Origin of the sequence: uncultured Phascolarctobacterium sp., assembly GCF_958349595.1 — a bacterium.
GTDB lineage: Bacteria > Bacillota > Negativicutes > Acidaminococcales > Acidaminococcaceae > Phascolarctobacterium.
On the sequence record NZ_CATWDQ010000011.1, the window covers coordinates 28,849 to 55,685 of the forward strand.

29 protein-coding genes are annotated in these 26,837 nt (G+C 47.1%); 21 read left to right on the plus strand and 8 right to left on the minus strand.

Annotated elements, in window-relative coordinates:
• The first annotated feature begins 3 nt into the window (after window positions 1-3).
• The 13 genes from mraY to Q4G98_RS08740 all read left to right on the plus strand — a co-directional run bounded on the left by mraY (window position 4) and on the right by Q4G98_RS08740 (window position 12,445).
• On the plus strand, window positions 4-984 hold the full coding sequence (mraY, locus tag Q4G98_RS08680) for a phospho-N-acetylmuramoyl-pentapeptide-transferase (RefSeq protein WP_177559692.1): 981 nt from the start codon (window positions 4-6) through the stop codon (window positions 982-984).
• On the plus strand, window positions 984-2,330 hold the full coding sequence (murD, locus tag Q4G98_RS08685) for a UDP-N-acetylmuramoyl-L-alanine--D-glutamate ligase (RefSeq protein WP_177559695.1): 1,347 nt from the start codon (window positions 984-986) through the stop codon (window positions 2,328-2,330). The genes mraY and murD overlap by 1 nt, the downstream gene beginning before the upstream one ends.
• Before the next feature lie 18 nt (window positions 2,331-2,348).
• On the plus strand, window positions 2,349-3,452 hold the full coding sequence (gene murG / locus Q4G98_RS08690; protein ID WP_177559698.1) for an undecaprenyldiphospho-muramoylpentapeptide beta-N-acetylglucosaminyltransferase: 1,104 nt from the start codon (window positions 2,349-2,351) through the stop codon (window positions 3,450-3,452).
• 17 nt (window positions 3,453-3,469) lie between these two features.
• Window positions 3,470-4,849 carry a UDP-N-acetylmuramate--L-alanine ligase gene (gene murC / locus Q4G98_RS08695; protein ID WP_177559701.1) on the plus strand — a complete coding sequence of 460 codons (1,380 nt, stop codon included), beginning with the start codon at window positions 3,470-3,472 and terminating at the stop codon, window positions 4,847-4,849.
• Window positions 4,850-4,851: 2 nt separating this feature from the next.
• Window positions 4,852-5,796 (plus strand): D-alanine--D-alanine ligase, encoded by a 945-nt coding sequence (locus Q4G98_RS08700; protein WP_177559704.1) that lies wholly within the window; start codon window positions 4,852-4,854, stop codon window positions 5,794-5,796.
• Window positions 5,797-5,838: 42 nt separating this feature from the next.
• Window positions 5,839-6,600, plus strand: a complete 762-nt coding sequence (locus Q4G98_RS08705) for a cell division protein FtsQ/DivIB (protein ID WP_177559707.1) — start codon at window positions 5,839-5,841, stop codon at window positions 6,598-6,600.
• Between the two features lie 27 nt (window positions 6,601-6,627).
• Window positions 6,628-7,344: a DUF881 domain-containing protein gene (locus tag Q4G98_RS08710; protein ID WP_177559710.1), complete on the plus strand. Its 717-nt coding sequence runs from the start codon at window positions 6,628-6,630 to the stop codon at window positions 7,342-7,344.
• Complete coding sequence (locus Q4G98_RS08715) at window positions 7,344-7,673, plus strand: small basic family protein (protein ID WP_366916970.1); 330 nt, start codon at window positions 7,344-7,346, stop codon at window positions 7,671-7,673. The genes Q4G98_RS08710 and Q4G98_RS08715 overlap by 1 nt, the downstream gene beginning before the upstream one ends.
• Before the next feature lie 108 nt (window positions 7,674-7,781).
• Entirely contained in the window at window positions 7,782-8,927 is a 1,146-nt protein-coding gene (ftsZ, locus tag Q4G98_RS08720) for a cell division protein FtsZ (RefSeq protein WP_177559713.1), read from the plus strand.
• 165 nt (window positions 8,928-9,092) lie between these two features.
• Complete coding sequence (gene nrdR / locus Q4G98_RS08725; protein ID WP_301961931.1) at window positions 9,093-9,575, plus strand: transcriptional regulator NrdR; 483 nt, start codon at window positions 9,093-9,095, stop codon at window positions 9,573-9,575.
• Window positions 9,572-11,515 (plus strand): anaerobic ribonucleoside-triphosphate reductase, encoded by a 1,944-nt coding sequence (nrdD, locus tag Q4G98_RS08730; RefSeq protein ID WP_298563796.1) that lies wholly within the window; start codon window positions 9,572-9,574, stop codon window positions 11,513-11,515. Before nrdR ends, nrdD begins: the two co-directional genes overlap by 4 nt.
• A 12-nt stretch (window positions 11,516-11,527) precedes the next feature.
• Window positions 11,528-12,016 (plus strand): anaerobic ribonucleoside-triphosphate reductase activating protein, encoded by a 489-nt coding sequence (nrdG, locus tag Q4G98_RS08735; protein ID WP_177559721.1) that lies wholly within the window; start codon window positions 11,528-11,530, stop codon window positions 12,014-12,016.
• 21 nt (window positions 12,017-12,037) lie between these two features.
• On the plus strand, window positions 12,038-12,445 hold the full coding sequence (locus tag Q4G98_RS08740) for a C-GCAxxG-C-C family (seleno)protein (protein WP_293548256.1): 408 nt from the start codon (window positions 12,038-12,040) through the stop codon (window positions 12,443-12,445).
• Window positions 12,446-12,522: 77 nt separating this feature from the next.
• Here the strand turns inward: Q4G98_RS08740 and Q4G98_RS08745 are convergent, their stop codons facing one another.
• The 3 genes from Q4G98_RS08745 to Q4G98_RS08755 are packed head-to-tail and all read right to left on the minus strand — an operon-like array spanning window position 12,523 to window position 14,986.
• On the minus strand, window positions 12,523-13,500 hold the full coding sequence (locus Q4G98_RS08745) for an ABC transporter substrate-binding protein (RefSeq protein WP_298563800.1): 978 nt from the start codon (window positions 13,498-13,500) through the stop codon (window positions 12,523-12,525).
• 21 nt (window positions 13,501-13,521) lie between these two features.
• A complete protein-coding gene (locus tag Q4G98_RS08750) occupies window positions 13,522-14,229 on the minus strand; it encodes an ABC transporter ATP-binding protein (RefSeq protein WP_293719430.1) in 708 nt (235 codons plus the stop codon).
• Window positions 14,219-14,986 carry an ABC transporter permease gene (locus tag Q4G98_RS08755; protein ID WP_298563802.1) on the minus strand — a complete coding sequence of 256 codons (768 nt, stop codon included), beginning with the start codon at window positions 14,984-14,986 and terminating at the stop codon, window positions 14,219-14,221. The genes Q4G98_RS08750 and Q4G98_RS08755 overlap by 11 nt, the downstream gene beginning before the upstream one ends.
• 240 nt (window positions 14,987-15,226) lie before the next feature.
• Here Q4G98_RS08755 and Q4G98_RS08760 point away from each other — a divergent pair, with 240 nt between their 5' ends.
• Entirely contained in the window at window positions 15,227-15,448 is a 222-nt protein-coding gene (locus Q4G98_RS08760; RefSeq protein ID WP_177559729.1) for a hypothetical protein, read from the plus strand.
• Window positions 15,449-15,485: 37 nt separating this feature from the next.
• On the opposite strand, the gene Q4G98_RS08765 is transcribed toward Q4G98_RS08760, so the two are convergent.
• Both Q4G98_RS08765 and Q4G98_RS08770 read right to left on the minus strand, forming a co-directional pair.
• Window positions 15,486-16,331 carry an Mrp/NBP35 family ATP-binding protein gene (locus Q4G98_RS08765; RefSeq protein WP_298563804.1) on the minus strand — a complete coding sequence of 282 codons (846 nt, stop codon included), beginning with the start codon at window positions 16,329-16,331 and terminating at the stop codon, window positions 15,486-15,488.
• Between the two features lie 19 nt (window positions 16,332-16,350).
• The gene (locus Q4G98_RS08770) at window positions 16,351-16,713 is read right to left on the minus strand and encodes a DUF134 domain-containing protein (RefSeq protein WP_177559734.1); all 363 of its coding nucleotides are present in this window, start codon (window positions 16,711-16,713) and stop codon (window positions 16,351-16,353) included.
• A 136-nt stretch (window positions 16,714-16,849) separates the two neighbouring features.
• Here Q4G98_RS08770 and Q4G98_RS08775 point away from each other — a divergent pair, with 136 nt between their 5' ends.
• The 3 genes from Q4G98_RS08775 to Q4G98_RS08785 all read left to right on the plus strand — a co-directional run bounded on the left by Q4G98_RS08775 (window position 16,850) and on the right by Q4G98_RS08785 (window position 20,816).
• Window positions 16,850-17,983, plus strand: a complete 1,134-nt coding sequence (locus tag Q4G98_RS08775; RefSeq protein WP_298563806.1) for an SLC13 family permease — start codon at window positions 16,850-16,852, stop codon at window positions 17,981-17,983.
• Window positions 17,984-17,993: 10 nt separating this feature from the next.
• Window positions 17,994-19,133 carry a DNA polymerase IV gene (locus Q4G98_RS08780; RefSeq protein ID WP_298563808.1) on the plus strand — a complete coding sequence of 380 codons (1,140 nt, stop codon included), beginning with the start codon at window positions 17,994-17,996 and terminating at the stop codon, window positions 19,131-19,133.
• Between the two features lie 204 nt (window positions 19,134-19,337).
• Window positions 19,338-20,816 (plus strand): aldehyde dehydrogenase family protein, encoded by a 1,479-nt coding sequence (locus Q4G98_RS08785; protein WP_177559826.1) that lies wholly within the window; start codon window positions 19,338-19,340, stop codon window positions 20,814-20,816.
• Window positions 20,817-20,879: 63 nt separating this feature from the next.
• Here Q4G98_RS08785 and Q4G98_RS08790 read toward each other — a convergent pair whose 3' ends face one another.
• The 3 genes from Q4G98_RS08790 to Q4G98_RS08800 form a co-directional block, all read right to left on the minus strand.
• Window positions 20,880-21,386, minus strand: coding sequence for a thioredoxin family protein (locus Q4G98_RS08790; RefSeq protein WP_177559745.1), 507 nt, complete (start codon window positions 21,384-21,386; stop codon window positions 20,880-20,882).
• A 112-nt stretch (window positions 21,387-21,498) separates the two neighbouring features.
• Window positions 21,499-22,356: a 4Fe-4S binding protein gene (locus tag Q4G98_RS08795; protein WP_298563812.1), complete on the minus strand. Its 858-nt coding sequence runs from the start codon at window positions 22,354-22,356 to the stop codon at window positions 21,499-21,501.
• Window positions 22,349-22,471 carry a CD1871A family CXXC motif-containing protein gene (locus Q4G98_RS08800; RefSeq protein WP_256317431.1) on the minus strand — a complete coding sequence of 41 codons (123 nt, stop codon included), beginning with the start codon at window positions 22,469-22,471 and terminating at the stop codon, window positions 22,349-22,351. The genes Q4G98_RS08795 and Q4G98_RS08800 overlap by 8 nt, the downstream gene beginning before the upstream one ends.
• A 164-nt stretch (window positions 22,472-22,635) precedes the next feature.
• Here Q4G98_RS08800 and Q4G98_RS08805 point away from each other — a divergent pair, with 164 nt between their 5' ends.
• From Q4G98_RS08805 to Q4G98_RS08820, 4 genes are all read left to right on the plus strand, one after another.
• Window positions 22,636-23,427, plus strand: a complete 792-nt coding sequence (locus Q4G98_RS08805) for a transporter substrate-binding domain-containing protein (protein WP_177559751.1) — start codon at window positions 22,636-22,638, stop codon at window positions 23,425-23,427.
• A 133-nt stretch (window positions 23,428-23,560) separates the two neighbouring features.
• Complete coding sequence (locus Q4G98_RS08810; protein WP_298563816.1) at window positions 23,561-24,313, plus strand: SH3 domain-containing protein; 753 nt, start codon at window positions 23,561-23,563, stop codon at window positions 24,311-24,313.
• Window positions 24,314-24,783: 470 nt separating this feature from the next.
• Window positions 24,784-26,247, plus strand: coding sequence for an anthranilate synthase component I (trpE, locus tag Q4G98_RS08815; RefSeq protein ID WP_298563818.1), 1,464 nt, complete (start codon window positions 24,784-24,786; stop codon window positions 26,245-26,247).
• Between the two features lie 11 nt (window positions 26,248-26,258).
• Window positions 26,259-26,828: an aminodeoxychorismate/anthranilate synthase component II gene (locus tag Q4G98_RS08820; protein WP_293548288.1), complete on the plus strand. Its 570-nt coding sequence runs from the start codon at window positions 26,259-26,261 to the stop codon at window positions 26,826-26,828.
• The last annotated feature ends 9 nt before the right edge of the window (window positions 26,829-26,837 follow it).

A 26,837-nucleotide genomic window follows, 5' to 3' on the forward strand; every position in this document is an offset into this window, starting at 1 on the left:
AAAATGGATTACAGCCTTTGGGGAGCATTGGCGACGTCTTTTGTGATCTGCGCGGCCAGCGGGCCGGTGCTGATACCGCTGCTGCATAAGTTGAAGTTTGGTCAGAGTATCCGTGACTGCGGACCGCAGGCGCATCAGAAAAAGAGCGGTACGCCGACAATGGGCGGCCTGATGATGCTGACGGCGGTACTAGCCGCTGTATTGGTTTGGTGCAGGCTGACGCCGGCGGTATTGATCGCTTTGCTGCTGACTTTCGGTCACGCACTGATCGGCTTTATCGACGACTATATCAAAGTGGTTATGAAACGTAACCTGGGGCTTACCGCCAAACAGAAGCTGTTTTTACAATTTCTGCTGGCCGGAGCTTATGTTTATTATCTGGAATTACAGCCGCAGGCCGATCTGGGCTTGAATATCCCGGGCACGGCGCTGACGGTTCCTTTGGGCAGTTTATATTATGTGCTGGCGTTTTTACTTTTAGTAGCCACTACCAATGCCGTTAATCTTACTGATGGATTGGACGGACTGGCGGCTTCGGTAACAGTGCCGGTGACGCTTGCTTATGCTTATATTGCTTATCAGGCTGGCAGTATGGATCTCAGCATGTTTGCTTTGAGTTTGACTGGCGCCTGTCTGGGCTTTTTATTGTTCAACCGTTATCCGGCGAAGGTTTTTATGGGCGATACCGGGTCGTTGGCGTTAGGCGGCGGCATTGCCGCTTTGGCTTTGCTGACACGGACGGAGCTGCTGCTGATCATTCTGGGCGGTGTTTATGTTATGGAAGCTGCTTCGGTGATCATCCAGGTCGGTTATTTCAAAAAGACCGGCGGCAAGCGTATTTTCCGTATGACGCCTATCCATCACCATTTTGAGTTGGGCGGCTGGAAGGAAACAAAGGTCGTGAAGGTTTTTGCAGGCGGCAGTTTGTTGCTGTGCCTGATCGGTATCGGACTGTGGTGTCTGGGGAATGGAGGCGGCTGCTAATGGCAAAGACTGTTTTAGTATATGGAACTGGTATCAGCGGCTGCGGAGCTGCTGATGCTTTGGCAAAACAAGGCTGCAGAGTGCTTTTGTACAGCGACCGTGAAACAGAGATAGACAGCGGGCTGCGCGCACTGCTGCAACAGCAGGGCGGCGGATTGTTCTGTGGTAACGGCGAGGCTTTGCTGGCAGAGGTAGAGCAGATCGTTTTATCGCCTGGGATCCCGCTGGCTAATCCGTTGACGGACAGGGCCAGTCAGCTGGGAATAGAGGTCATTAGTGAGGTGGAGGCTGCTTATCGCAGTTATGACGGGCATATCATAGGTATCACCGGGACCAATGGAAAAACAACAACGACGACTTTAGTTGGGGAAATGCTGCAGACTTTACCTGTACCAACGGCTGTCGGCGGTAATATTGGGCAGGCATTATCCAAGGAAGTCGAAAATTTAGGGCCTGACGCCTGGCTTGCAGCTGAACTTTCCAGTTTTCAGCTGGAGGGCGTGCGTGAGTTCCGCCCGGATGTAGCGGTGATTTTGAATCTTACGCCTGACCATTTGGACCGTCATCATACGATGGCGGCTTATGGCGAGGCTAAATGCAATATTTTTAAAAAGCAGCGGCCGGAGGATATCGTGATCCTGAATTATGATGATCCGATCGTGCGCAGCTGGGGCGCGTTGGCGCCGTCCAGGGTCTGCTGGTTCAGCCGCAGGGAACAGCTTAATCAGGGCGTCTATTTGAATGGCGGTAATTTTACGATCGCCTGGGACCGTCAGCTTTATACTGTGTGCCATAAAAAAGAATTGCGGATATTTGGCGGGCATAATGAAGAAAATGTGCTGGCGGCTATTGCGGCGTGCTTTTTTGCCGGGGTCACTATTGAAAATATGCGCAGGGTACTGCTTGATTTTACCGGCGTTGAGCATCGTCTGGAATATGTGATGACGGTGAACGGAGTGCCGTATTATAATGATTCTAAAGCAACTAATCCTGATTCGACGATCAAGGCACTGGAAGCTTTTGAAGGGCATATAATCCTGCTGGCAGGCGGCCATGATAAAATGACGCCGCTGGAGCCGATGATGAAGCTGGTACAGGCAAAAACGGATGTGCTGATCTTGCTGGGCGAGGCGAAAGAGCGTTTTTACGAAGCTGCCGCTGCCGCCGGTGTCAGCGATATCAGAAAAGCAGCAACGATGGACGAGGCAGTGGAGCTAGCGTATAAATTGGCTGCAGCGCCGCAGGTGGTGCTGTTGTCGCCGGCCTGTTCTTCGTATGATATGTTTGAAAATTTCCCTGCCCGCGGCCGTTATTTTAAAAATCTGGTTGCGGCATTGCCAAAGTAAGGGCTAGGAGGAAAAACCGTGAAAGTTATACTTTCTGGCGGCGGTACCGGCGGACATATTTATCCGGCGCTGACTATTGCCGATCAAATCAAGGCTATCCGTCCTGATGCAGAAATCATTTTTGTCGGGACAAGGCAGGGCCTGGAAAAAGACATTATTCCGCGTTATGGCTATGAATTGGAGTTTATCGATGTGGCAGGTTTTAAGCGCAGCTTGAGTTTGGACACGTTGCGTTCATGTATGAAGCTGCTGCGTGGCTTGAAAGATGCGTACAGTCTGCTTGGTAAGCTGAAACCGGATCTGGTTATCGGCACAGGCGGTTACGTTTGCGGGCCGATCGTGTTTTTGGCAGCGCTGAAGGGTATTCCTGCCTGTATCCAGGAACAGAACGCGATGCCGGGTGTGACTAATAAAATTTTGGCGCGTTATGTAAAAAAGGTTTTTTTAGGCTATAGTGAGGCTGAAAAATATTTCGGCGGTTCAGCGAAGAAGATTTTTACAGGTAATCCTATCCGCAGTGAGATAATGCAGAAAAAACGCAAAGACGCAATTGCAGAATTGGGTCTTGATCCAAATAAAAAAACTATCCTTGTATCAGGCGGCAGCCGCGGCGCCCGCAGTATCAATAATGCCATGCAGTATGTGGAGCGCGAGCTTTCAGGTCGGGCGGAGGTGCAGGTACTGCATGCTACCGGCGAAGCCAATTATGAGTATTATATGAGTGAAATGAAGAAAGACGGCCCTTTGGAAGCCAATATTATTATCAAGCCGTATCTGCACAATATGCCGGTGGCTTTAGCAGCGGCAAATCTGGCTGTATTCAGGGCTGGCGCTATAGGTCTGGCCGAGCTGGCGGCCAAAGGCGTTCCGGCGGTGCTGGTTCCGTACCCTTACGCTACGGCCAATCATCAGGAGTTCAACGCTAAAGCTGTGGAAGCGGCAGGTGCTGCCAGAGTTATTTTGGATAAAGAACTGACAGGCGAAAAATTGTTGGAAGAGATAGAAAAATTACTGATCAACGATAACCAGCTGCAGGCTATGAAAAAGGCTGCGAAAAGCCTGGGAAGACCTGAGGCGGCGGCAGAGATCGCGCAGCAGGCGTTGAATTTAGTGAGAAAATGACGGAGGAGGGCTTTTAAGTGCTTAAAGGTCTGCAAAACATTCATTTTATCGGTATTGGAGGAGCCGGAATGAGTGCTGTTGCGCATGTTTTGCTCAAACGCGGGTATCAGGTATCAGGTTCTGATCTTAATGCCGGCCATATGGGAGCAAAGCTTGCTCAAGAGGGCGCTTTGGTTTATATGGGCCATGCCGAATGTCAGGTCGATGATGTCGACGCTGTAGTTATATCAAGCGCTATCCATCAAAATAATCCCGAACTGGTGGAGGCTAAAAAACGTAATTTGCCGATCCTGCATAGATCAGATGTGCTGGCTGAGATAATCAATCATGCCGACGGCGTGGCTGTAGCCGGCGCGCACGGCAAAACTACTACCAGTGCCATGATTTCCTGTATCGCTGCTGCTTCTGATATAGATCCGACGATCATTATTGGCGGCGAAGTCAGCAGTCTGGGCGGCAATGCCCGTAACGGAGCAGGGCCGTATGTGGTAGCAGAAGCTGATGAAAGCGACGGTTCTTTTTTGAAGTTTCATCCGAAGTATGCTGTTGTTACAAATATTGAAAATGACCATATGGATCATTATGGCAGTGAAGAAAATATTTATCTGGCATTCTCGCAGTTTTTGGCGAATGTCAAAGAGGGCGGCGCCGCGATTTTATGTATGGACAGCCCGAAGCTGCGGAAACTGGCGGAAGAAACGGACACTCCTGTGATAAGTTATGGTCTGGAGGATGAAAAGGCGCGTTACCAGGCCCGGAATATCCGTTACAGCGTTAACGGCACCAGCTATGATCTGTATGTAGATGGAGCGTTTGTCAGTGCGGTAGAGCTGATCGTGCCGGGGCAGCATAATGTCCTTAATTCTTTGGGGGCTATTGCGACAGCTCAGGCCATGGAGATCCCGCTGCAGCAGATATTGCCGGCCCTGAAAAAGTTCAGCGGCGCCAGAAGACGTTTTGAGACCAAAGGCCGCATTGATGGCATTTGGGTAGTTGACGATTATGCGCATCATCCGACTGAGATCGGCGTGACCTTGAAAGCAGCGCGTCAGACGCAGCCAAAACGGTTGATCTGCGCTTTTCAGCCGCATCGTTATACCCGCACGAAATTGTTGTTTGAAGAATTCAGCCGGTGTTTTGCAGATTGCGACCAGCTGATCTTGACTGATATTTATTCCGCAGGCGAATTCCCTATCGACGGAGTAAGCGGTGCTTCGCTGGCAGAAGCGGTAACTGAGGCGACGCAGCAGCAGGTGACTTTTATTCCCACTTTGCCGAAGCTGGAGGAATATTTGTTTAAAATTGCCGAACCGGGCGATCTGATCATGACTGTTGGCGCCGGCGATATTTTTAAGGTTGGCGAAGAGCTTGTTACCGAACTTGAGAGAGGTAGATAATAATGGATAAAAACGATGTTGTTGCAGTAATAATGGGCGGTCCGTCGGCTGAGCGTGAGATATCGCTGGTTACGGGCGCTGCTATTGCAGGGGCTTTGCGTGAAAAAGGCTACAATGTTGCTGAAATAGATCTGGAACCGAAAAAGCTGGCAGAACAGCTGGCAGCGTGCGGGGCCAAGGTGGTTTTTAACGCTGTGCATGGTATGTATGGCGAAGACGGAAGGCTGCAGACTTTACTGGAGATGCTGGAAATGCCTTATACGGGTTCAGGAATGCTGGCCAGTGCTTTGGGTATGGACAAGGCGGCTTCTAAACGTATCCTGCAAGCAGCTGGCATCGCTACTCCGAAGGCGCTGATTTTTGTTAAAGGTGAAGCTGCTGATTACCGCAGTAAGATCATGTCGGTTTTCCAAAAGCTGCCTGTAGTTATTAAAGCGGCTACACAGGGGTCCAGTATCGGCGTGGAGATCGTCGATAACGAAGCTGATATTGATGCTGCCGTGCAGAAAGCTTTTGCTTACTCCCGTGAGGTCGTCGTGGAAGAATTTATCCGTGGCAAAGAGCTTACGGTCGCGATCATGCAGGACGGCGGAAAAACCGTAGCTCTGCCTGTTATCAATATCGTGCCGCATTCCGGCGTTTATGATTTCCATTCTAAATATACTAAAGGTGCAACGGAATATTTAGTGCCGGCGCCGCTTGATGAAGCGACGACCAGATACGTACAGGAACTTGCTGTCGCAACTTACAAAGTTTTGGGCTGCAGCGGCGTTGCGCGTGTGGATGTGATGCTGGATGAAGCAGGAAAAGGCTATGTGCTGGAAGCGAACACGGTTCCCGGTATGACGGCTACCAGTCTGGTACCGAAGGCGGCAGCTGCGGTAGGTATCGCTTTTCCTGAATTATGTGAGAAGATTCTTTTGTCGGCTTCTTTAAACGATAAATAATAAGCTCGATATTGTTGATGTTAATGAAATGAGGTGAGAAAGGTGCAGTCGACACGTGAACGTTTGCGGAAAGAGCGTAGAAGGCGTCGGGTGCGCCTTTTGCGTTTCCTCTGCTTTTGTATAATATGCATTGCTTTAGTGGCTGCAGGCTGGCAGTGGGTGCGTCAGCCTGGCTTTGCCTTTGGCAGTATCAACATCGAAGGCAGTGAAAAGGTTACTGCCAAAGATATCCTGCAGATGTCAGGCGTGCAGGAACCTGTGAATTTATTTATTATTTCTCCGTGGCAGGTAAAGAAAGCACTGACTCATGACGTAAGGTTCGAGAAAGCTGATGTTTCGTATAGCTGGCCTGGTGTGATGCGGGTGAAGATCACAGAACGGCGGCCGGCAGTATATCTGGCCTGTTCTTATAATGGCTATGCCAAAGTTGATTATACCGGCGTGGTGATGGAGGTCAGCGATGGGATCAAGGATGCCAACGCTCCTATATTATCAGGCGTGGTTACCGGCAATATTTATTTTGGCGATAAAATCGGCGAAAAGCGGGCTTTGATGATTTTGGAATTTTTAAGTCAGCTGGACCGCGATACGGTGGCGCATATCTCGGAGATAGCAGTAGATCAGCAAAATAATGTTAAGTTTTATCTGCAGTATGGTTATCCGATTTTATTGGGTGATGTTTATCAAATCATGGATAAACTTAATTTATTTGTTACTGTTTTTAATGAAATAAAAGCAAAAAACATACAAGCTGAATTTATTGACTTGACATTTACGAAGCCATATATTAAATTGAAACAGTAACACAGTGAGAATTACACGGAGGATAAAATGTTTGCGAACAAACATGCAAAAATTTTAATTGCACTGGTTTGCGCCGTACTCGGTTTTATGTTGGCTACACAGTTTAAAACTACAGAACGACAAAAGACTATCAATATTCAGCGTGCCGAGGATTTGTCTGACCGTTTGAAAGCAGTAGAGAAAGAACGAAATGAGTTATCTAAAGAACTGGAAAAATTGCAGGCCAAAGCAGGCGACGAGGTCGTTGCCAGTGAAATAGTCCGCTTAAAGGCTTTCGCAGGGGATCTGGAAATGCGCGGAAAGGGGATCAAGCTGGTTTTGGACGACAGTAAGATCGCCAGCAAGCCTGGAGAAAATCCCAATCTGTATATTATCCATGATGATGATCTACTAAGAGTTATCAATGAGCTGCGTGCCGCAGGTGCTGAAGCTATCGCTATCAACGGTGAAAGGATCGTGGCGATGAGTGAGATACGCTGTGCGGGGCCAACTTTATCGGTAAACAACAATCGTTCGGCACCGCCGTATGAGATAAAGGCCATTGGCAATCCTAATAATCTGGAAAGCGCGCTCAAACTGCGGGGCGGTGTTTTGGAGAACTTTAAATTTTGGGGCATTCAGGCTGATTTAAGTCAGTCGGATGATATTGAGATTCCCGCCTTTAAAGGACGCCGCAGCTTTGAGTATGCAAAAGTAGTAGAAGAGCAGGCTTCCGATGCGAAGAAGGGGGCGGCAGAAAAATGATTTATTATGTCATTGCCGGTTTGGTGGTCGGTATCTGTGCCGGTCTGTATTTTCCGGTCTATATACCGCCTGAATACGGCAAAATGCTTTCTGTGGCTTTGATGGCGGCGCTGGATACTGCTTTTGGCGGTATTCGTTCCAGTATGGAAGGTTCTTATGACAATATGGTCTTTATTACCGGATTTTTTACGAACGCTGTACTGGCAGCTTTTTTATGTTATGTTGGTATGCTTTTGGGTATCGACTTATATCTTGTTGGTATCCTGATTTTCGGGATGCGCATTTTCCAAAATCTGGCGGCGATCAGACACCTGTTTTTGAAAAAATAAAAAAATTTTTATAAAAAGCAGGAAAAAAGACTATTAATGTTGAATGTAAAAAGTCAATGGTTTTGATTTTTCATTTTGACCCAAATACATAAGGGGGAGCACAATACGATGTTTGAAGAATTTGAAGAGAAAAGTTTTGAGAATTTAGCCAATATAAAAGTTATCGGTGTCGGCGGCGGCGGTAACAATGCTGTCAACCGGATGATTTCAGCCGGTGTCCAGGGTGTGGAATTTATTTCTGTAAACTGTGATGCACAGGCTTTGTTGCTTTCCAAAGCTCCCAACCGTATTCAAATCGGTGAAAAACTGACAAAAGGTCTTGGCGCCGGCGCTAACCCTGAAGTTGGTGAAAAAGCTGCCGAGGAGTCCAGAGATCAGCTGCTGGAATCTCTGCGCGGTGCTGATATGGTTTTTGTAACAGCTGGTATGGGCGGCGGTACAGGTACAGGTGCTGCGCATATCGTTGCTGAGTGTGCCAAGGAAGTCGGCGCTTTGACCGTCGGCGTAGTTACCAAACCGTTTTCTTTTGAGGGCAAACGTCGTATGACGCAGGCTGAAAATGGTATCGTTAATTTGAAAGATAAAGTTGATACTTTGATCACTATACCTAATGATCGTTTGCTGCAGGTGATCGATCGCCGTACTTCTATGCTTGATGCCTTCCGTATTGCCGATGACGTGCTGCGTCAGGGCGTGCAGGGTATTTCCGACCTGATCGGTGTGCCGGGCCTTATCAATGCCGACTTTGCCGACGTGAAAACGATCATGTCTGATGCAGGTTCTGCTTTGATGGGTATTGGTACTGCCAAAGGTGAAGGCGGCGCGCGTGCGGCTGCCGAAGCAGCAATCAAGAGTCCGTTGCTGGAGGCTTCCATTGAAGGGGCACGCGGCGTTCTCTTTAATATTACCGGCGGTAAAGAATTGTCATTGTTTGATGTTACCGAAGCTTCCAATATTATTACGGAAGCAGTTGATGCGGAAGCCAATATTATTTTTGGTGCCGTTATCAATGAGGAACTGGAAGATGAGATCCGTGTCACAGTTATCGCTACAGGCTTTGAACGCAGAAACCCTGCGGTCGGAGTGCGCGGCGCTTCCCGTCCCAGCTACAATAACAGCTATGCACAGCAGCACAGCAGTGAAAAACAACAAACAGCAGCTCCTGCACAACAGGGACAAGCTAATTCTTATGGTTCCGGTGTTATCAAACCGCCTACTTCCGATACGGAAATTCCGCCCTGGATCCGCGGATAAAATAAAATCGTTCAGCTCCCATTGCTTTGCAATGGGAGCTTTTCTATATCTTGGGTAATTTCCCGGGAAATAAAACAAAAAACACAAGATATTGTTTGAATAAAGCAAAAGTTATGATATAATAAAGGCGCTGATATAAATATAGCTGTAAAAGGAAGTGACGTTATGAAGTGCCCGTTTTGCTCTTATCGTGACAGTCGAGTGGTCGATTCCCGTGCGGTAGATGACGGTGTTTCTATTCGCCGGCGCCGTGAATGTCCTGATTGTGGACGCAGATTCACTACTTACGAAAAATATGAGGAAACACCTCTGATGGTAAGCAAAAAAGATGGCCGGAGGGAATTATTTGACGCTAAAAAACTTTTGAGCGGCTTGATCAAGGCTTTCGAGAAGCGGCCGATCTCTTATGAAAAGATCCAGGAGATTGCCGAGCATATCGAACGTGAGCTGAGAATGCGCGGAGAAGCAGAGATCAGGAGCGAAGTTATAGGCGAAGCGGTCATGAATCATTTAGAGAAAACTGATCAGATCGCTTATGTGCGGTTTGCGTCTGTTTATAGACAGTTTGCTGACGTCAATAATTTTATGCTGGAATTACAGCGTATTATGAAAAACAATGAAAGTGTTGATCGGAGTGATAAGGAATGATGATCCGGAAACGTGACGGCAGGGTTGTAGAGTTTGATGAAACCAAGATTACCGATGCTATTTTTGAGGCGGCGAAATCCGTAGGCGGCGCTGACAGGCAGCTGGCAATGGAGCTGACCCTGAGTGTTTTAAAAGCTCTCAAGAATGAGAACAGGCAGACTATAGATGTTGAGCATATACAGGATATGGTGGAAAAGGTTTTGATTGAAAGCGGCCATGCCCGCACAGCTAAATCATATATCCTGTACAGGGCCAGAAGAACAGGCATGCGCAGTTCGCGCAGCGAACTGATGGACACTGTGGCGGATATTTTGAAGGAGACCGATCGTGATAACGCTAATATTTCTAATTCTCCTTCTGCAAAAATGCTGCAGATCGCCTCGGCAGCCAGCCGGGAGTTTTATCTGAACCGTTTGATCCCCGAAGAGATGGCTGCGGCGCATAAACGCGGCGATATCCATATCCATGATCTTGATTTTTATGGTAAGACTTTAAATTGTCTTAATATACCGTTAGGACGTTTGCTGGCTAAAGGGTTCAATAATGGACATGGTTTTATCCGTCCGCCCAGACGTCCAGGCTCTGCGACTGCTCTGGCGGCGATCATTCTGCAAAGCTCGCAGAATGATATGTTCGGCGGCCAGTCGTTTGGCTATTTTGATACGGACATGGCTCCATTTATGGAAGGCGCTTCTGAGGAAGAAGTGTTCCAGGCGATGGAAGCGCTTGTTTATAATTTGAACAGTATGCATTCCCGCGCCGGTGCGCAGGTGCCGTTTTCGAGTTTGAATCTGGGGCTGGATACTTCTGAAAATGGGCGTAAGGTGACCCGTAATTTGCTGAAAGCTTATGGCAGAGGTTTGGGGCGTGGCGAGAATCCTATTTTCCCGAATGTTATTTTCCGTGTTAAACGCGGGGTGAACCTTGATAAGGGCGATCCTAACTATGATTTGTTCCAGCTGGCTATTTCCGTGGCTGCTCGGCGTTTGAATCCGACGTTCAGTTTTATGGATACCAGCTTTAATAAACCCTACGGCGGCGATGTAGCCTATATGGGCTGTCGTACGCGTGTTATTGCGAACCGCCGCGGGCCTGAAATTACAGAGGGGCGCGGGAATCTGTCCTTTACTACGATCAATTTACCGCGTCTGGCGATCAAGTCCGAGCGCAGTATCGATACTTTCTATCATCTGCTGGACGATTTGCTTGATCTGGTGCGTGAGCAGCTCTATCACCGTTATAAAGTACAGGCGAACCTTAAGGTCCGCGATCTGCCGTTTTTAATGGGGCAGGGCTTGTATTTGGACAGTGACAAGCTGGCTAATGATGACAGGATCGAAGAAGCGATCAAACATGGTACTCTTGGCGTTGGTTTTATCGGGTTGGCTGAAACGCTGACCGCACTGCTGGGCTGTCATCATGCCCAAAGCGAAGAAGCGCAGAAGCTGGGTGAAGAGATCATCGGCCATATGCGTGAAAAAGTGGACGCTATGAGTGATAAATATGATTTGAACTACAGCTTTATTGCTACGCCTGCCGAGGGTCTGTCAGGCCGGTTTATCCGTATGGACAGGAAGGAATACGGCATTATCCCCGGTGTTACGGATAAGGCTTATTACACTAATTCGTTCCATGTGCCGGTATCATATCCGATCAGCGCTTTTGAAAAAATGCGTTTAGAGGGCGCATACCATAAAATTACTAATGGCGGGCATATCAGTTATGTGGAATTTGCATCTTCGCCGGTACACAATCTTGGCGCGGTAGAGGATGTGCTGCGGCATATGCTGGCTTGTGACTGCGGTTATGTCGGCATCAATTTCCCGATCGATTATTGCGAGGAATGCGGCTATACCGGTATTATCGACAGTGATTATTGCCCTGTCTGTGAAAAGACGCTGACTCAGAAATACCGTCGTGAAACCTGCTGTACTGAATAGGGGGCGTTTGTTATGCTCAAAGTTGCCGCTGTTTTAGAAGAGTCGATCGTGGATGGGCCCGGGATCCGTTCTGTGATTTTTTTCCAGGGCTGCCCACGGCATTGCGAAGGCTGCCATAATCCTGATCTGCTGCCATTTGAGGGCGGTACGGCGTATACGCCGCGGCAGTTGGCGGACGAAGTTTTTGCCAGGCTGACGCCGCTGCATCGGGGCATTACTTTAAGCGGCGGTGATCCGCTGGCGCAGGCAGAAGAGATTGTGGATTTTCTGGAGATAGTGCGCAGAGAAAGACCGCAGCTCACAGTTTGGTGTTATACAGGTTATTTGTATGACGAGGTAAAGGAGCAGCCTGTGTTGCAGTTAATAGACGTTTTGGTTGATGGTCCGTTTATTTTGGCGCAGCGCAACCTTGATCTGCCGTTTCGTGGTTCTGATAACCAGCGCTTGATCGACCTGCCGGCGACAAGGAGGTCAGGCAGTGTCGTTGAAGTAAATTTATAAGATGTGTTTGGAGGGGTAGAAATGTTATTGAAGTTGTTGCAGGATGGTTTTGGCAGCGCTATGGATTTGAATTGTGCCGAAAAGATCCTTTATGGTGCTAACTGGGCTTATGATATGAAGCTGCCAGCTGAAGCTTTAAAGCTTGCTGCCGGGTTCGGCGGCGGGATGGGCGTTGAGAGCAGCTGCGGTGTCATAACCGGCGGCGTTATGGTGCTGAGCAGCCTGTATGTAAAACGCAACGGGCATGAAAGCGGCCGTATCAAAGCACTGGAAAAGGAATTTATTGAAACCTTTACTAAAGAAATGGGCGCAATAGACTGTGCCGCGCTGAAGGCAAAATACCGGAACGATGAAATCAAATGTAATCTGATTATTTTTAAGGCCGGTGAGATTTTAGACCGGATGGTGGAACGGGAAGGTCTGAAGTAAATATAAAAGCTCCGACAGCTATTGCTGTCGGAGCTTTTGCGTAATAACAGGCAGTTCTACAGGAACTGCCTGTTATTTTAAAGTTGAACAAGATAAGGCGTCAGATCGATTTTGTTTTTTTGTAGTCCGGTCGCTAAAAGAAAGTCCTGCGTCTCATTCAAATCTTTGATATCAGCTGTTTTTATTTCCGGGGCGAAGTCGTACCAGGGAGCCATGGCAGCTACGTCTTCAGGTGCAAGCCCGGTGGCCTGAGCAGTAAATTCATAGGCCTTTGCCTGTTCGCGGTTCATATAGGCGATATTTTCACGATGCGCGGACAGATAGTGTTTAATAATATCAGGGTTGTTTTTGACCAGCTCGCCGCGGGCGGCAATAACGATCGTAGCATCAACCAGGCCTTCACCGCTGGTTATGATATGCGCGCCTGCTTTTTGGGCACGCAGGACATCTGAACCCGCAACGAGGGCGGCGTCAACGTTGCCATTCAGCATGGCGGTGACAGAGGGAGGGATATCCATGGACAGCAGCTCAACAGCGTCAGGCTGCAGCTTTTCTTTAGCCAGGGCAGCGATGAGGATCTGGTGCAGGATCGTGCCTTTAGGACCGGCAACTTTTTTCCCTGCCAGGTCGGCGGCTGTTTTGATGGCTGGGTCTTTGGCCATGATATTGAAGGCTTTGGGAGCACGGCTGTAGATGCCGACTATTTTCAGATCAACGCCGTTAGAGGCTGCCAAAATAGCAGAAGTCCCGCCGAGAGCGCTGCAGATATCAAGACTGCCGGCGGCCAGGGCTTCGGTTTGTTTGGCTCCGGAATTGATTTCAGGATAAGCAACTTTGATATTGGTTTTGGCAAATTCTTTACTGACTGTTTGCAGGTTTTTGTCAATGATCGAAGGTATATTCAGCGGTGATTTGACGTAGGTGATTTTAAGTTCACCGGGCGGCTGGTCTGCAGGAGCAGTTGATTTACTGCTGCTGCAGCCGGAAAGAGTTAGAATGAGGGCGGCCAGGCAGCAGCCGGTCGTTATTTTTTTGATGATTTTACTGTGAAGCATTGTTATTACCACCTTATCTGATCAGTTTTCTATGGCGTTCAATATCTGCAGCCTTAGCTGCTGAAACGGGAGGGAAGCAGGTTGGCGCGGATACGCCATATCAACGGTCCGGTCGCTTTTGATGCTGCCTTCCTGCATGACTAAAATGCGCTGGCCTAAAAGCAGAGCCTCTTCTACATCGTGGGTGACAAAGATAATACTTTTTTTCTGCCTGTGAAATAATTCCAAAAGCATTTGCTGAAGACTGCGGCGCGTAAAATAATCTAAAGCGCTGAAAGGTTCGTCCATTAAAATAAGATCGGGATTTTGAAACAGCGTACGTCCTAAGGCGGCACGCTGGGCCATACCTCCGGAAAGCTGCGCAGGATAAGCAAGACGGAACTCTTTAAGTCCCAAAAGCTCCAGAAGTTCTTCTGACGGAGCCTTGGGCAGGCTGGTGTCATTGCGGGCGGCGAAGGCGATATTGTCGGCGACGGTCAGCCAAGGCATCAGCCGCGGTTCCTGAAAAACAAAACCGATTTTAGTTGCGTTGCCGTAAGTTATCGTTCCTGCAGCGGCAGGTTCCAAACCTGCCAGCAAACGCAGTAGAGTTGTTTTGCCGCAGCCGCTTTTACCGACGATGCAGGTAAAGCTGTTTTCCGAGAATGACAGATCAACGGCATCAAGCGCTGTGATAAGGTGACCGGAAGTTGTATAAGTTTTAGTGAGCCCGGTAGTTTTAAGCAACATAATTATCTCCTGTTTCTGTATTCCAGGGCAGCATTTTATCAGTCAGTGTCAAAAACAGCCAGTCGATCAGACTGCCGACGATGCCGATAGCAAACAGGCCTACTAAGACAACATCCGGGCGTGACATTTGTTCTGCGTCCAGAATCATATAGCCGATACCGGAGGAGGCGGCTATTAGTTCGGCGCCGATGAGAGCCCGCCAGCTGTAACCCAGCGAGAGCTGCAGCCCTACGGCGATGGCAGGAAGCGCAGCTGGCAGCTGGATGAGCCTGGCCTGCTGCCAGGCTGTGAAATGCAGCGAACGGCCAACTTCGAGTAATTTACGGTCGCAGTTTTTGACGCCGCTGTAAGTATTGAGAAAAAGGGGAAAAAAGGAGGCCAGAAAGATGATGACCAATTTGGAGCCTTCATCAATGCCAAACCAGAGGATTATTAATGGTATTGCGGCCAGGGGCGGAACATGACGCAGAAATTCCAGTACAGGCCAGCAATAAGTCTGAAAAGTATTGCTGCGGCCGCAGAGGATGCCCAGAGGTAAAGCGATGACGACTGAACAGAGAAAACCGCCGGCTACCCTTTGCAGGCTGATCAGCAAATGCTGCCAGAGCAGGCCGCTGTGAATGAGGTCAGTTGCTGTTGCGGCAGTGACAGCCGGACTGGGCAGCAGATAAGGGCTGAACAGCTGCAGTTCACTTATGACGTACCAGATGAAAATTAATAAAAACGGCAGAAAAAATCCATTCTTCCATGTGCGCATAAATTTCTCCTAATAAATAGCTATTGTTAGTTTTACTTTAAGACAAAGCAGGCTGGTTGTCAATATTTGGACAGAGCAGGAGTGAAATTTTAACGTTGTAGCAGAGGTACATATCAAACTGAACTGCAAAAACGGTAAAAGAACGGCTGCGCCAAAGTAGAAATGTCTTGTGGGGGGGTACTGCTGTGCTATAATGTTTATATAAAGAGAGCAAATAAAGTTTTTAAGAGGGGCAGTAAGATGATTTATCAAAAAATAACAACCAGTACGGGCCGCTGCCTATTGCTGATCAGAAAATATGAAGACAGAGAAGGATTTGAACTATGGCGCCGTAAAGAGCAGTGCTGGCGTTATTTTGATAATGTCGATTCAGACTATTTCAAAGAATTTTTTGATCTGCGGGGAGAATTGATAGATATCAGCGAAGCAGAAGCTTTGGAGCTTATACAAAAATACGAATGACAGAAAACTGGCATCAGATTCTGATGCCAGTTTTTGTTTATTCCATATTTTTTAAGAGCTCGATCACGTCGTTCAGGGTATCTGTCTGATAATGTTCAATATTACCGGAATCACAGGCAGCTGCTAAAGCGGGGTCTATCGGCAGCCTGGCCAGGATTTCAAGACCATAATCAGCAGCGGCAGCCTGCAGATGACTGGGACCAAAAACCTGATATTCTTTGCCGTTATCAGGGCATTTGAAGTAGGAATAATTTTCGATCAGTCCTAAAATAGGGATCTGCATCATAGACGCCATTTTCACTGCTTTGCCCACGATCATGGAAACCAGTTCCTGCGGCGAGGTAACGATGATAATGCCGTCGACAGGCAGTGACTGGAAGACTGTCAGCGGAACATCGCCTGTACCTGGCGGCATGTCGATGAACATATAGTCGATGTCTGTCCAGATCACGTCGCTCCAGAATTGTTTGACGGTACCGGCAATGATCGGCCCGCGCCAAACGACAGGATCTGTTTCATTATTTAACAACAGATTGGTAGAGATGATTTCTATACCACTTGCTGTCTGCAGAGGCAGCAGACCGATTTCTGTGGCATTGGCTTTGCCATGCAGGCCAAAAGCTTTAGGAATAGACGGGCCGGTGATGTCTGCGTCTAAAACAGCAGTTTTTTGGCCGGCTTTCTGCATGGCAGCAGCTAAAAGCGCTGTGACGACAGATTTGCCGACGCCGCCCTTGCCGCTGACAATACCGATAACTTTTTTTACAGTACTCATTTCGTGAAGCGGTGCGGAAAAATCGGGCGCTGCATTAGCCTGGCTGCAATTTTCACAGGATGTTTTGTCACAGCCGGCATCAGAGCATTGACGAACTTGTTCGGACATTGGATACGCCTCCGGTTGATTATTGTTTTTTTTGCAGCAGCTCTTTGAGCTGCTGGCGACGGCAGGTCGCGCGGACACAGTTTTGGTTGTGTCCGTCGCAAAGGCGGAATTCACCGCCTTCAATGGATAATTCTCTGCCGTTGATTAGAGCGTCTGCTAATTTACGACGTGCTTCTTCATAGATTTTTTGAACGGTAGTTCTGGCTACGTTCATAGCCATAGCGCAGGTTTCCTGCGTACAGTTTTCCAGATCCATAAGCCGGATCGTTTCATATTCATCGATCGTCATGGTTATTTTTCCCTGCGGCTTGCTGCCTGAGGGAGCAAAGGTTTTATTGAGCGGCATACAGCAGATCTTACGCCATTTAACAGGTCTCGACATAGCAGAAACCTCCTTTCCTGAAGGAGTTGGTTACTGTGAATATCATAACGTCATTATTGGCTTATGTCAATAAAGCAGCTTTTAAAGAGATTTTCAAAAACGTGTGTTTATGCTATAATTTTATCATATCGAAGGTATGGTGAAAAATTTGGATACAAAAGAAATCTGGGAGTTTTCAAAGAGCTTTGTCAGGCGCGAGGGGATATTAGTGGCCGCCTGTATGTTAGCGGCAGTTTCTTCGCTGGCGGCGATCCCTAAAGCAGAGTATATCGACTGGCATGTTTTGGTTTTATTATACTGTCTGATGTTGGTCGTGGGCGGGTTAAAAAAGCGGCGCATACTTGATCACTGTGCTGTCCGGCTTTTGCAGAAATGTGTTTCGCTGCGTCAGATAACGGCCGCACTGCTGCTGGTAACTTTTGTCAGTTCCATGCTTGTAACGAACGATGTGGCTTTAATAACTTTTGTGCCGCTGACTTTGATCATTGGCAGAGAAGCCGGGCTCGATGTCGGGAAGATCATTATCTGGCAGACATTAGCGGCCAATCTTGGCAGTATGCTGACACCGATGGGAAATCCACAGAATTTGTTTTTATATGCCCGTTATAATTTTGAGATCATTACTTTTTTAAAGGTCACTTTGCTGCCGACCTGTTTAGCCGGAGGTATGCTGGCTGTGCTTTTGCTGCGTCAGCAGGACAGGGCGCTGAAAGTGGATCTGGCTGCGGTAAAGGTAGAACGGGGCTGGGATCTGGGCGTTTTAGCGCTGCTGTTTTTACTGTGTGTGGCTGCGGTATTTCACTGGTTCGATCACTGGCTGCTGCTGGCAATAACGGTAACGGCGGTGTTGGTGCTGGATCGTGGCTTGTTCAGACAGATAGATTATTCGCTTTTGATTACCTTTGGCGGTTTTTTTATTTTTATTGGCAATTTGACGCAATTTGATTTTTTAAATATTATCAGGGACAGTTTTTTAGGAAGTGCTGCCGGGACGTATTTTTCAGGTATCGCTGCCAGTCAGTTTATCAGTAATGTGCCGGCAGCAATGCTGCTGGCCGCGTTTACGCAACAGAAGGAAGCCTTACTGCTGGGGGTCAATATCGGCGGGTTGGGAACACTGATCGCTTCTATGGCCAGTGTGATATCTTATAAACTGTTTGCGGAGGCCTATCCTGCCCAGGTCAGGCATTATTTGCTGCTGTTTTTGTATTATAATGCGATAGGGCTGTTTTTGTTAGTACCGTCTGTATATTTTTTACTGTTGTATTGAGAGGATCGTTATGCGCCGTTGGATCATGCATGTCGATATGGATGCGTTTTTTGCATCTGTCGAACAATTTGATAATCCCAAACTGCTGGGACTGCCGGTAATTGTCGGGGGACAGTCGGATCGCGGCGTTGTATCTACCTGTTCTTATGAGGCACGGGTATACGGTGTGCATTCGGCAATGCCAATGGTAGAAGCCAGGCGGCTGTGTCCGCAGGCCGTTTTTTTACCGGGAAGGATGAAGCGTTATCAGGAAGTATCACGGCAGATAATGGCTGTTTTTGACAGCTTTTCACCATTGGTTGAGCAGCTTTCAGTGGATGAAGCATTTCTGGATATTTCGGGAATGGAACTACTGGCTGGTTGTGAGCGTGATATCGGTCTGCAGGTCAAGAAAGCGATCAAAGAAAAAACAGGCTTAACGGCTTCCGTAGGGATCGCTCCCAATAAATTTTTAGCCAAGCTGGCTTCCGATATGCAAAAGCCGGACGGTTTAGTGGTTATAAGGGCAGAGGAGGCCGAGGCTATTTTGCGGCCTTTGCCGGTGCGGCGTATTTTTGGTATCGGGCGCAGTGCTGAGAAGAGTTTGCTGCAGTTTGGCATAGCAACGGTCGGGCAGATAGCGGATGCAGATGTACATATTTTGCAGAAAGCGCTGGGCAGTAATGCGGCTGTGGTAAAGCAGCTGGCACATGGTTTGGATGACAGACCGGTCGTTAATGATTATACTGCTAAATCTATCGGGAAGGAATGTACTTTTGAGCATGATCTGCATACGGAAGAAGAGCGGCGTCACGCAGTCCTTGATCTGTGCGGACGGGTCGGCTGGCGGCTGCGGCGCAGCGGTTTTGTTGGTTATACCGTAACTTTAAAGGTAAAGTTTGCATCGTTCAAGATCATTACCCGCAGTATAACAGCCGAAGGCCCTGTGGCTTATGACGAAGAAATTTTTGAGTTGGCGCAGAAGTTGATGCAGTCTGTAAAATGGACTGAAGGTGTAAGATTATTGGGCGTCAGCGTTGCGCATTTGGAACCGGCGGGCGCAGTGCCTGTTCTGAATTTTGTCGAGGATGAGCGCTTGGGGAAACGGAATCAGGCGGTTGATAAATTAAAAGCTAAATTTGGGGAAGACATTATAAAACGCGGTTTTTAAAACCGCGTTTTAGTTTATCAGGATAAATGACATATGCTTTAAAATACAAAATATATTGTTAAATAAATTAGAAAACAACAAAATGTAGTAGATGTTACATAAAACTTTGTTGACATATGCCGGAAATTCACTATAATCATATATATAAGAGCCGGCTGCAATCCCGCTGCCGACAACGAAAAAACAATAAAGGAAGTGTAAATGATGCAAGAAAATTTATTGAAAGAATATGGTCTATATATCAATGGCGAATGGCGTCCTGCTTCTGACGGAGCAACTTTTAATTCTACCGATCCTGCAACGGGAGAACATCTGGCCGTATGCGCAGAAGCAACTAAAGAAGACGTCGATGCAGCCGTAAAAGCAGCTCAGAAGGCCTTTGAGACCTGGAAAGATACTACTGCGCAGCAAAGAGCTGAGATCTTGAATAAAATTGCAGATATTATTGATGCCAATGCCGCGCATCTGGCAAAAGTTGAATCTATGGATAATGGTAAACCATTGCGTGAGACTTCTGGGATCGATATTCCGATGTCGGCGGACCATTTTCGTTATTTTGCGGCAGCGATCAGAACGCAGGAAGGCACTGCGACCATGCTGGATAACAATACTATGAGTCTGGTTTTGCATGAGCCGCTGGGTGTTGTGGGACAGATCATTCCCTGGAATTTCCCGTTTTTGATGGCGGCCTGGAAGCTGGCTCCTGCGCTGGCGGCAGGCGATACTATCGTTATCAAGCCATCCAGCCAGACTTCGCTCAGTATCCTGGAGCTGGCCAGATTGCTTGAAGGCGTGCTGCCGAAAGGTGTTTTGAATATTATTACCGGCAAAGGTTCAAAATCAGGTAACGATATTCTTGAACATCCTGGTTTTGCCAAGCTTGCTTTTACAGGCTCAACTGAAGTTGGACGGTCTGTTGCCGAGGCTGCTGCTGAAAAACTGATCCCTGCGACTCTGGAGCTGGGTGGAAAATCGGCTAACATATTCTTCCCGGACTGCAACTGGGATCTGGCAATGGAAGGCTTACTGCTGGGGATTCTCTTCAATCAGGGTCAGGTCTGCTGCGCAGGTTCCCGTGTCTTTGTACATGAATCGATTTATGATAAGTTTGTAGCAGCTGCTGTCGAACGGTTCCAAAAGGTAAAAGTAGGGCTGCCGCTTGATAAAGGCGTACAAATGGGCTCGCAGATCGATGCGAATCAGGTCAGAAAGATTCTGGGTTATATCGATATTGCTAAAAAGGAAGGCGCTACGATTGCCTGCGGTGGTTATAAGCTGACAGAAAATGGTTTGGAGAAAGGCAATTTTGTGGCTCCGACGCTGATCACCGATGTCACTAATAATATGCGTGTAGCGCAGGAAGAAATTTTTGGACCTGTTGCCGTAGTTATCAAATTTAAAGATGAAGCAGACGTCATCCGGATGGCAAACGAAAGCGTTTACGGCTTAGGCGGCGCGGTCTGGACACAGGACATCAATCGTGCTTTGCGTGTGGCCAAAGCCATACAGACCGGAAGAATGTGGGTCAATACCTATAATGCCATTCCTGCCGGTGCTCCTTTTGGCGGCTATAAGCAATCCGGTATCGGCCGTGAAACCCACAAGGTAATGCTGGAGCATTACAGCCAGACTAAAAATATCATGATTAATATTTCTGAGAAAACTTTAGGTTTGTATGAATAAAATGTAATAAAACAAATAAAAAAACGACTGCAAAGCAGTCGTTTTTTTATTTGGGTTTAAAGGTCAGAAAGCAGAAGTAACGAAGCTTTCCATAGCGTCAGCGCTTAATGCGCCTACATGGCTGTCGATAATATTACCATCAGCATCGATAATATAGCTGGTTGGTATGGCCTGAACTGCATAGGCGGAAGCAGCAGAACCGTTTGTATCGAGGACAACGGGGAAACTGAACGCGTGATTTTCCATAAAGGAGGTTACGTCAGGCTTTGTGCCGTCGATATTGACGATAACGAAATGGATCTTATCACCATATTTTGCATATGCTCTTTGGATATCAGGCATTTCACCAACACAGGGCGGACACCAGGTAGCCCAAAAATTAAGGAAAACAGGTTTGCCTTTTAAAGAGGCCAGAGAAACAGGCTGGCCGTTCATATCAGTTACAGTGAAAGACGGGGCTGCAGTGGTTTCGGCTTTAGCAACATGCGGAAGGTCAAAAAAATGTATGCCGCTGACAGCAACGGCAGTAAGTAAAGCTACGCCTAAGATAACTTTTTTGAGTGTGCTCATAACAGTACCTCGCTTTGCAAAATTTTAGAATAGTGTAATAAACTTTATTTTAGTATAACAAAATCTAAAGACGGAACGTTTGTTATACTATTTTTATAAATGGTTACAAAAGTTAATTATTTGTTGCTCCGGCAACATCAGCGTCTGTTGCTTTTACTTTGCGCCCAAGAGAAATCGCGCCCGTAGGGCAGGTATCGATACATTCGCCGCAGTTGATGCACTCCCGGTCGCCGACTTTGACGCAGTCCATTTTGCATTTATGGATACAGGCGTCACAGCCTATACATTTGGCTGCGTCCACCTGAATGCCAAAATAAGACAGCTTGTTGAACAAACTGTAAAATGCCCCCAAAGGGCAGATAAAACGGCAGAAGGGACGATAAATAACAATACTGGCAATAATAGTGACGATCAGTAAAAACAATTTCCAGTTAAAAAGCAGCCCCAGATTCTGTTTAAGGAAGGGATTGGTGCTTAAAAGCGGTACTGCTGCTTCCAGTGTACCGGCAGGGCAGATATATTTACAGAATGCAGGAGCGCCAACACCGACAGCATAGAAAAATACCAATGGCAAAATAATAACAAAAAGCAGTCCGATTATATATTTTAGTTTGGTCAGAGTGCGTGTAGCGTTATTTTTGACAAGCTTGGGTGACGGGATCTTATAAAGCAGTTCCTGAATGAGACCAAAGGGGCAAAGCCAGCCGCAGATAACTCGTCCCAGCAGCAGGCCAAAAAGGATCATAAGTCCCAAAACATAAAAAGGAAAGCGGAGAACAACTCCGGATAAAGAGCTTTGTAAGGCTCCAAGAGGGCAGGCGCCTAAAGCGCCGGGACACGAATAGCAATTGAGCCCGGGGACACAGATGCTTTTGCTGGGGCCCTGCCAGATACGCCCGTTAAGAAAACCTGGAAGATTGCCGTTATAAAGAAAAGCTGTAAGAAATTGAATAACAGTTCGTTTAGCCAATGCCGATACACTCCAGACAGATCATAGCTGCTTTGCGAAGCACGCTGAGATATTGTTGTTGCCAGATGCCGATGCCTAAAAAAATCAGCGCGATCAGCCAAAGATATTTTTTCATAAGCAGTACCTACCATACTTTCTTCCAGATGTACAGATGAGATTGTAAGTACTATGATAGCAGAAAGGCGGACTGAAAACAAATGAAAAAAATGTGGCATAGACAAAACGCTTTTTTATAGTTACAATAAAGGAGTAATAATCTTTGAAATGGAGGATGGTAGTATGGTAAGTGTAAAGAAAGTTGTGATGATGACCCTTGTAGCAGTAACGATGCTTGGACTTGGCGGGTTGTTCCCTCATGCGGAAGCGTCAAAACTGGACGAGATCCAAAGCAGGGGCTACCTTTTGGTTGGTACTACAGGCGATTATAAGCCGATGAGTTACTTAAACCAGGAGACAGGTAAATATGAAGGGTTTGATGTGGAAGCAAGCGGGCTTTTAGCGCAGTCATTGGGAGTGCAGGTAAAATTTGTACCAACAACGTGGAGCACTTTGACGGCTGATACTATAGCCGGCAAATTTGATATCGCGATGTGCGGTATTACCCGTACTTTGGCCAGAGAGCAAAAGATGGCGCAGAGTAAAGGTTATCTTGTGTTTGGCAAAACTATTTTGTGCCGTAAAGGCGATGCTGAAAAGTTTAAAACGCTGGCCGATATGAATAAGAAAAATGTGCGCGTGATGGTCAATCCTGGCGGTACCAATGAAAAATTTGCCCTGGCGAATCTTCCTGACTGCACGCTGATCGTACATCAGCAAAATGCTGAAATTCCCGGCTTGATTGCAGAGGGCAAAGCAGATATTATGATCACTGAAACAATGGAAGCCCGCCGTTATGTACGTGATAATGCAAAGCTGGCGGCGCCGCTGATCGATGAACCGTTTACGAAAAATAACTTTGGCATATTGATGCAGCAGGGCGATCAGATTTTTCTTAACTATGTGAATATGTGGATGGAAGAGATGGAGTTAAATGGTACGCTGGCACGTTTGGATAACCAGTATATAAAATAATTAATGCAGTAATAAATGTAAAAACCTGCCTCAAAAGGCAGGTTTTTACATTTATTTCAATCTTCTAAGTTTGTATTCGTAAAGACTTTAGCATATAATAAAGCGTAAGAAGCATGAAGGAGGACGTAATGCAATGCTGATACATAAAATAGCTGCTGCTGCGCTGGGGATCATCATGGGGACGGGTTTGCTCCTGCAGACAGACCTCGCTTGGGCAGCAAAAAGCGAAGCTTATTATACAACACAAAAAATTGCAGATCATAAAAAAGGAGAGTTTGCAGTTTTAGCTGATGATGATGTGAATTTTCGTTCCGGTCCTTCAACGACTGCCGCTGTTTTAGCATGCCTGCCGCGGCATTCGCTTTTTCGTCTGAATGGCGGTAAAAGCGGTGAATGGCAAAAAGTTGACTGGAATGGCAAAAGCGGTTACATTTTTGCCGATTACCTGGCAAAGCCTGAAGCTGAAGAACTGATCGACGAAGATAATTCTTTGGGTGACTGGCAGTTAGGGCAGCTCTTTGACAGCGCTGCAGCAAAGACGCTTGGCAAGGTAAAAAAGGAAAGCAAAGATGGCAGTAAGCAGATCTATGATTTTCAGCAGCTGCGGGTCAAGGTCAAGCGGAGCAGTAAAAAAATCGTGGAGCTTACCACAGCTTCGCCTGTAATTTATACGATGCGCGGTATTGGCGCAGGGGACAGCGGTGCCCGGGTCATAGGCCAGTACGGGATCCCGGCCAGAGTCGTTTATCTGAAAGATGATAAGGAAGGCGCCGTGATGATGTATGGTTATGACTTCCCGCAGGAAAGTAAAGTTGGTAAAACGCTGGATTTTTATCTTAACAGTGATGGCGATGTAAGCAGGATCATTTTGAGCAACGAAGAGTGATCGTGCATAAATATTGAAAATAACGGAAATTTTCTGTAAATTTATGAAAAGTGTAAACTGGTTGACAGAATTAGCCTGTTCCAAAAGTTTTTCAGGAAATTTAAAAAAACTTGTTGACGCCTGTTGAACATGGTGTTAAACTTACAGCAATTAAATAACGACCACAAAACCGTAGAGGCGGAGATCAAGTCGAAAGATGCGCTTACAGAGAGTCCGGGGGGCTGGGAGCCGGATAGAAATGCAGTTCGATAAATGGACCGCTGAGGGTGCAGTCAAATCGGCCTGCCGAGAGTACTCTGCAACGCAACGCCTGCGTTAGGGGCGAGGGGTGTGTTGGCACTCTGCTTCAAGTGCACGATTTGTTTTCGTGAATCAAGGTGGTACCGCAGGTAGATGTTTTTTCAGCCTGTCCTTGTTATATCAAGGACAGGCTTTTTTATTTATATTTTGACGATGAAGGAGTGAACACAGTGCTTAATCTTACGCTGGAAGAAGTTAAAGCCTATCAAAAGGATTATACCGCAGTTCCAGTCGCTAAAGAATGTCTGGCTGATATGACAACGCCGCTGGCGTTTTTATCGACAGTCAAAAACAGCAGCAACGATTATTTTCTGCTGGAAAGTCTGGAGGGCGGTGAGCGCTGGGGTCGTTATTCTTTTATTGGGTATGATCCGATCGTTAAGCTAAGGTCAAAGGATAAAGTTGTGGAAGTGATAAACAGCGCTAAAGTTAGATTTAAGGCAGATGATCCTGTCAGCTGTATCAAAGAAGTGCTGGCAGAATATAAGGTGCCGAAAATCGAAGGGATACCGCCGTTGACAGGAGGGTTTGTAGGTTATTTTGGTTATGACTTTATTCAATATTGTGAACCAAGTCTGCATTTTGATCCGGCCAAGGCTACAGCTTTCCCGGATTTTGATTTGATGCTGTTTGATAAACTGGTCGCTTTTGACCATTTAAAGCAGAAAATTTTTATTATCGTCAATGTACGCACTGATAATATCGAAGTGAATTATGCAAAAGCAGAACGGGAAATTGCGGCGATCGAAACGCTGCTGACCAGTACGGTGGAGCAGAAGCCGTTGACGGCGGCCAGACTTGGCGCAGTAGAATCTAACCAGAGTAAGGAATTATATGCGGAGAATGTGCAGAAATGTAAGGAGCATATCAGAAATGGCGATGCTTTTCAGATCGTGTATTCACAGAAATTTACGGCAGATTATGATCAGGATCTTTTCAATGCTTACCGCATCCTGCGGACAACAAATCCGTCACAGTATATGGTGCTGATGAAAAACGATGATGTGGAGATAGCAGGGAGTTCACCGGAAACACTGATAAAGGTCAATGGGCGTGAGATCACGACGATGCCGATCGCGGGGACAAGGCCTCGGGGCGTTACAGAAGAACTGGATCAGGCCCTGGAAAAAGAGCTTTTGGCAGATGCCAAAGAAATAGCCGAGCATAATATGCTGGTGGACTTAGGCAGGAATGACATCGGCCGCGTCAGTGAATTTGGCAGCGTTAAGGTGCTTGATTATCTGGAAGTCAAAAGATTTTCCCATGTGATGCATATCACCAGCCGCGTCATTGGAAGTCTAAGAGCGGATAAAGATTGTCTGGATGCCTTGCAGGCAGTCTTTCCGGCCGGGACGTTAAGCGGGGCGCCGAAAATCAGGGCCTGTCAGATCATTGACGAGCTGGAACCGCAGCGCAGGGGTATTTATGGCGGTGGTATGGGCTATATAGATTTTGGCGGGAACATGGACATCTGTATTACGATCCGCACGATGGTGAAACGTGAAGGTAAAGTTTATGTGCAGGCCGGCGGCGGGATCGTCGCTGATTCTGTGATCGATAATGAGTTTGCTGAAACCGTTAATAAAGCAGGGGCCTGTTTGAAAGCCTTGCAGGAAACGGCAAAGGAACGGTAAGGAGCAAAGCAATGGTAGTTATTATTGATAATTATGACAGTTTTACATTTAATTTATTTCAGTTTGTAGGGATGCTGACAAGTGAAGTCAAGGTATACCGCAACGATCAGATAACGGTGGAAGCAGTAGCGGCGCTGCAGCCTTCCCATATTATTTTGTCGCCGGGACCTGGGTTCCCCAAGGCTGCGGGGATCTGCGAAGAGATTTTGGAAAAACTGCAGGGGCAGCTGCCGATTTTAGGTGTCTGCCTGGGGCATCAGGCGATCGGTGAAGTGTTTGGCGGAAAGATCGTACATGCTAAAGAACTGGTGCACGGCAAACAGAGTCTGATCAAAATAGATAACAGCAGCAGACTGTTTAAGGGGCTGCCGCAGGAAATACCGGCTGCAAGGTATCATTCGCTGATAGTTGAGAAGAAATCAAAACCTGAATGTCTGGAAGTTCTTGCAGCTACGGCAGATGGTGAGATCATGGCGGTCAAGCATCGCGATCATGATATTTATGGAGTACAGTTCCATCCGGAATCTATTATGACGCCGGACGGTTTGCAAATTTTAAGAAATTTTTTAGCGATACATTAAGGAGTGAAA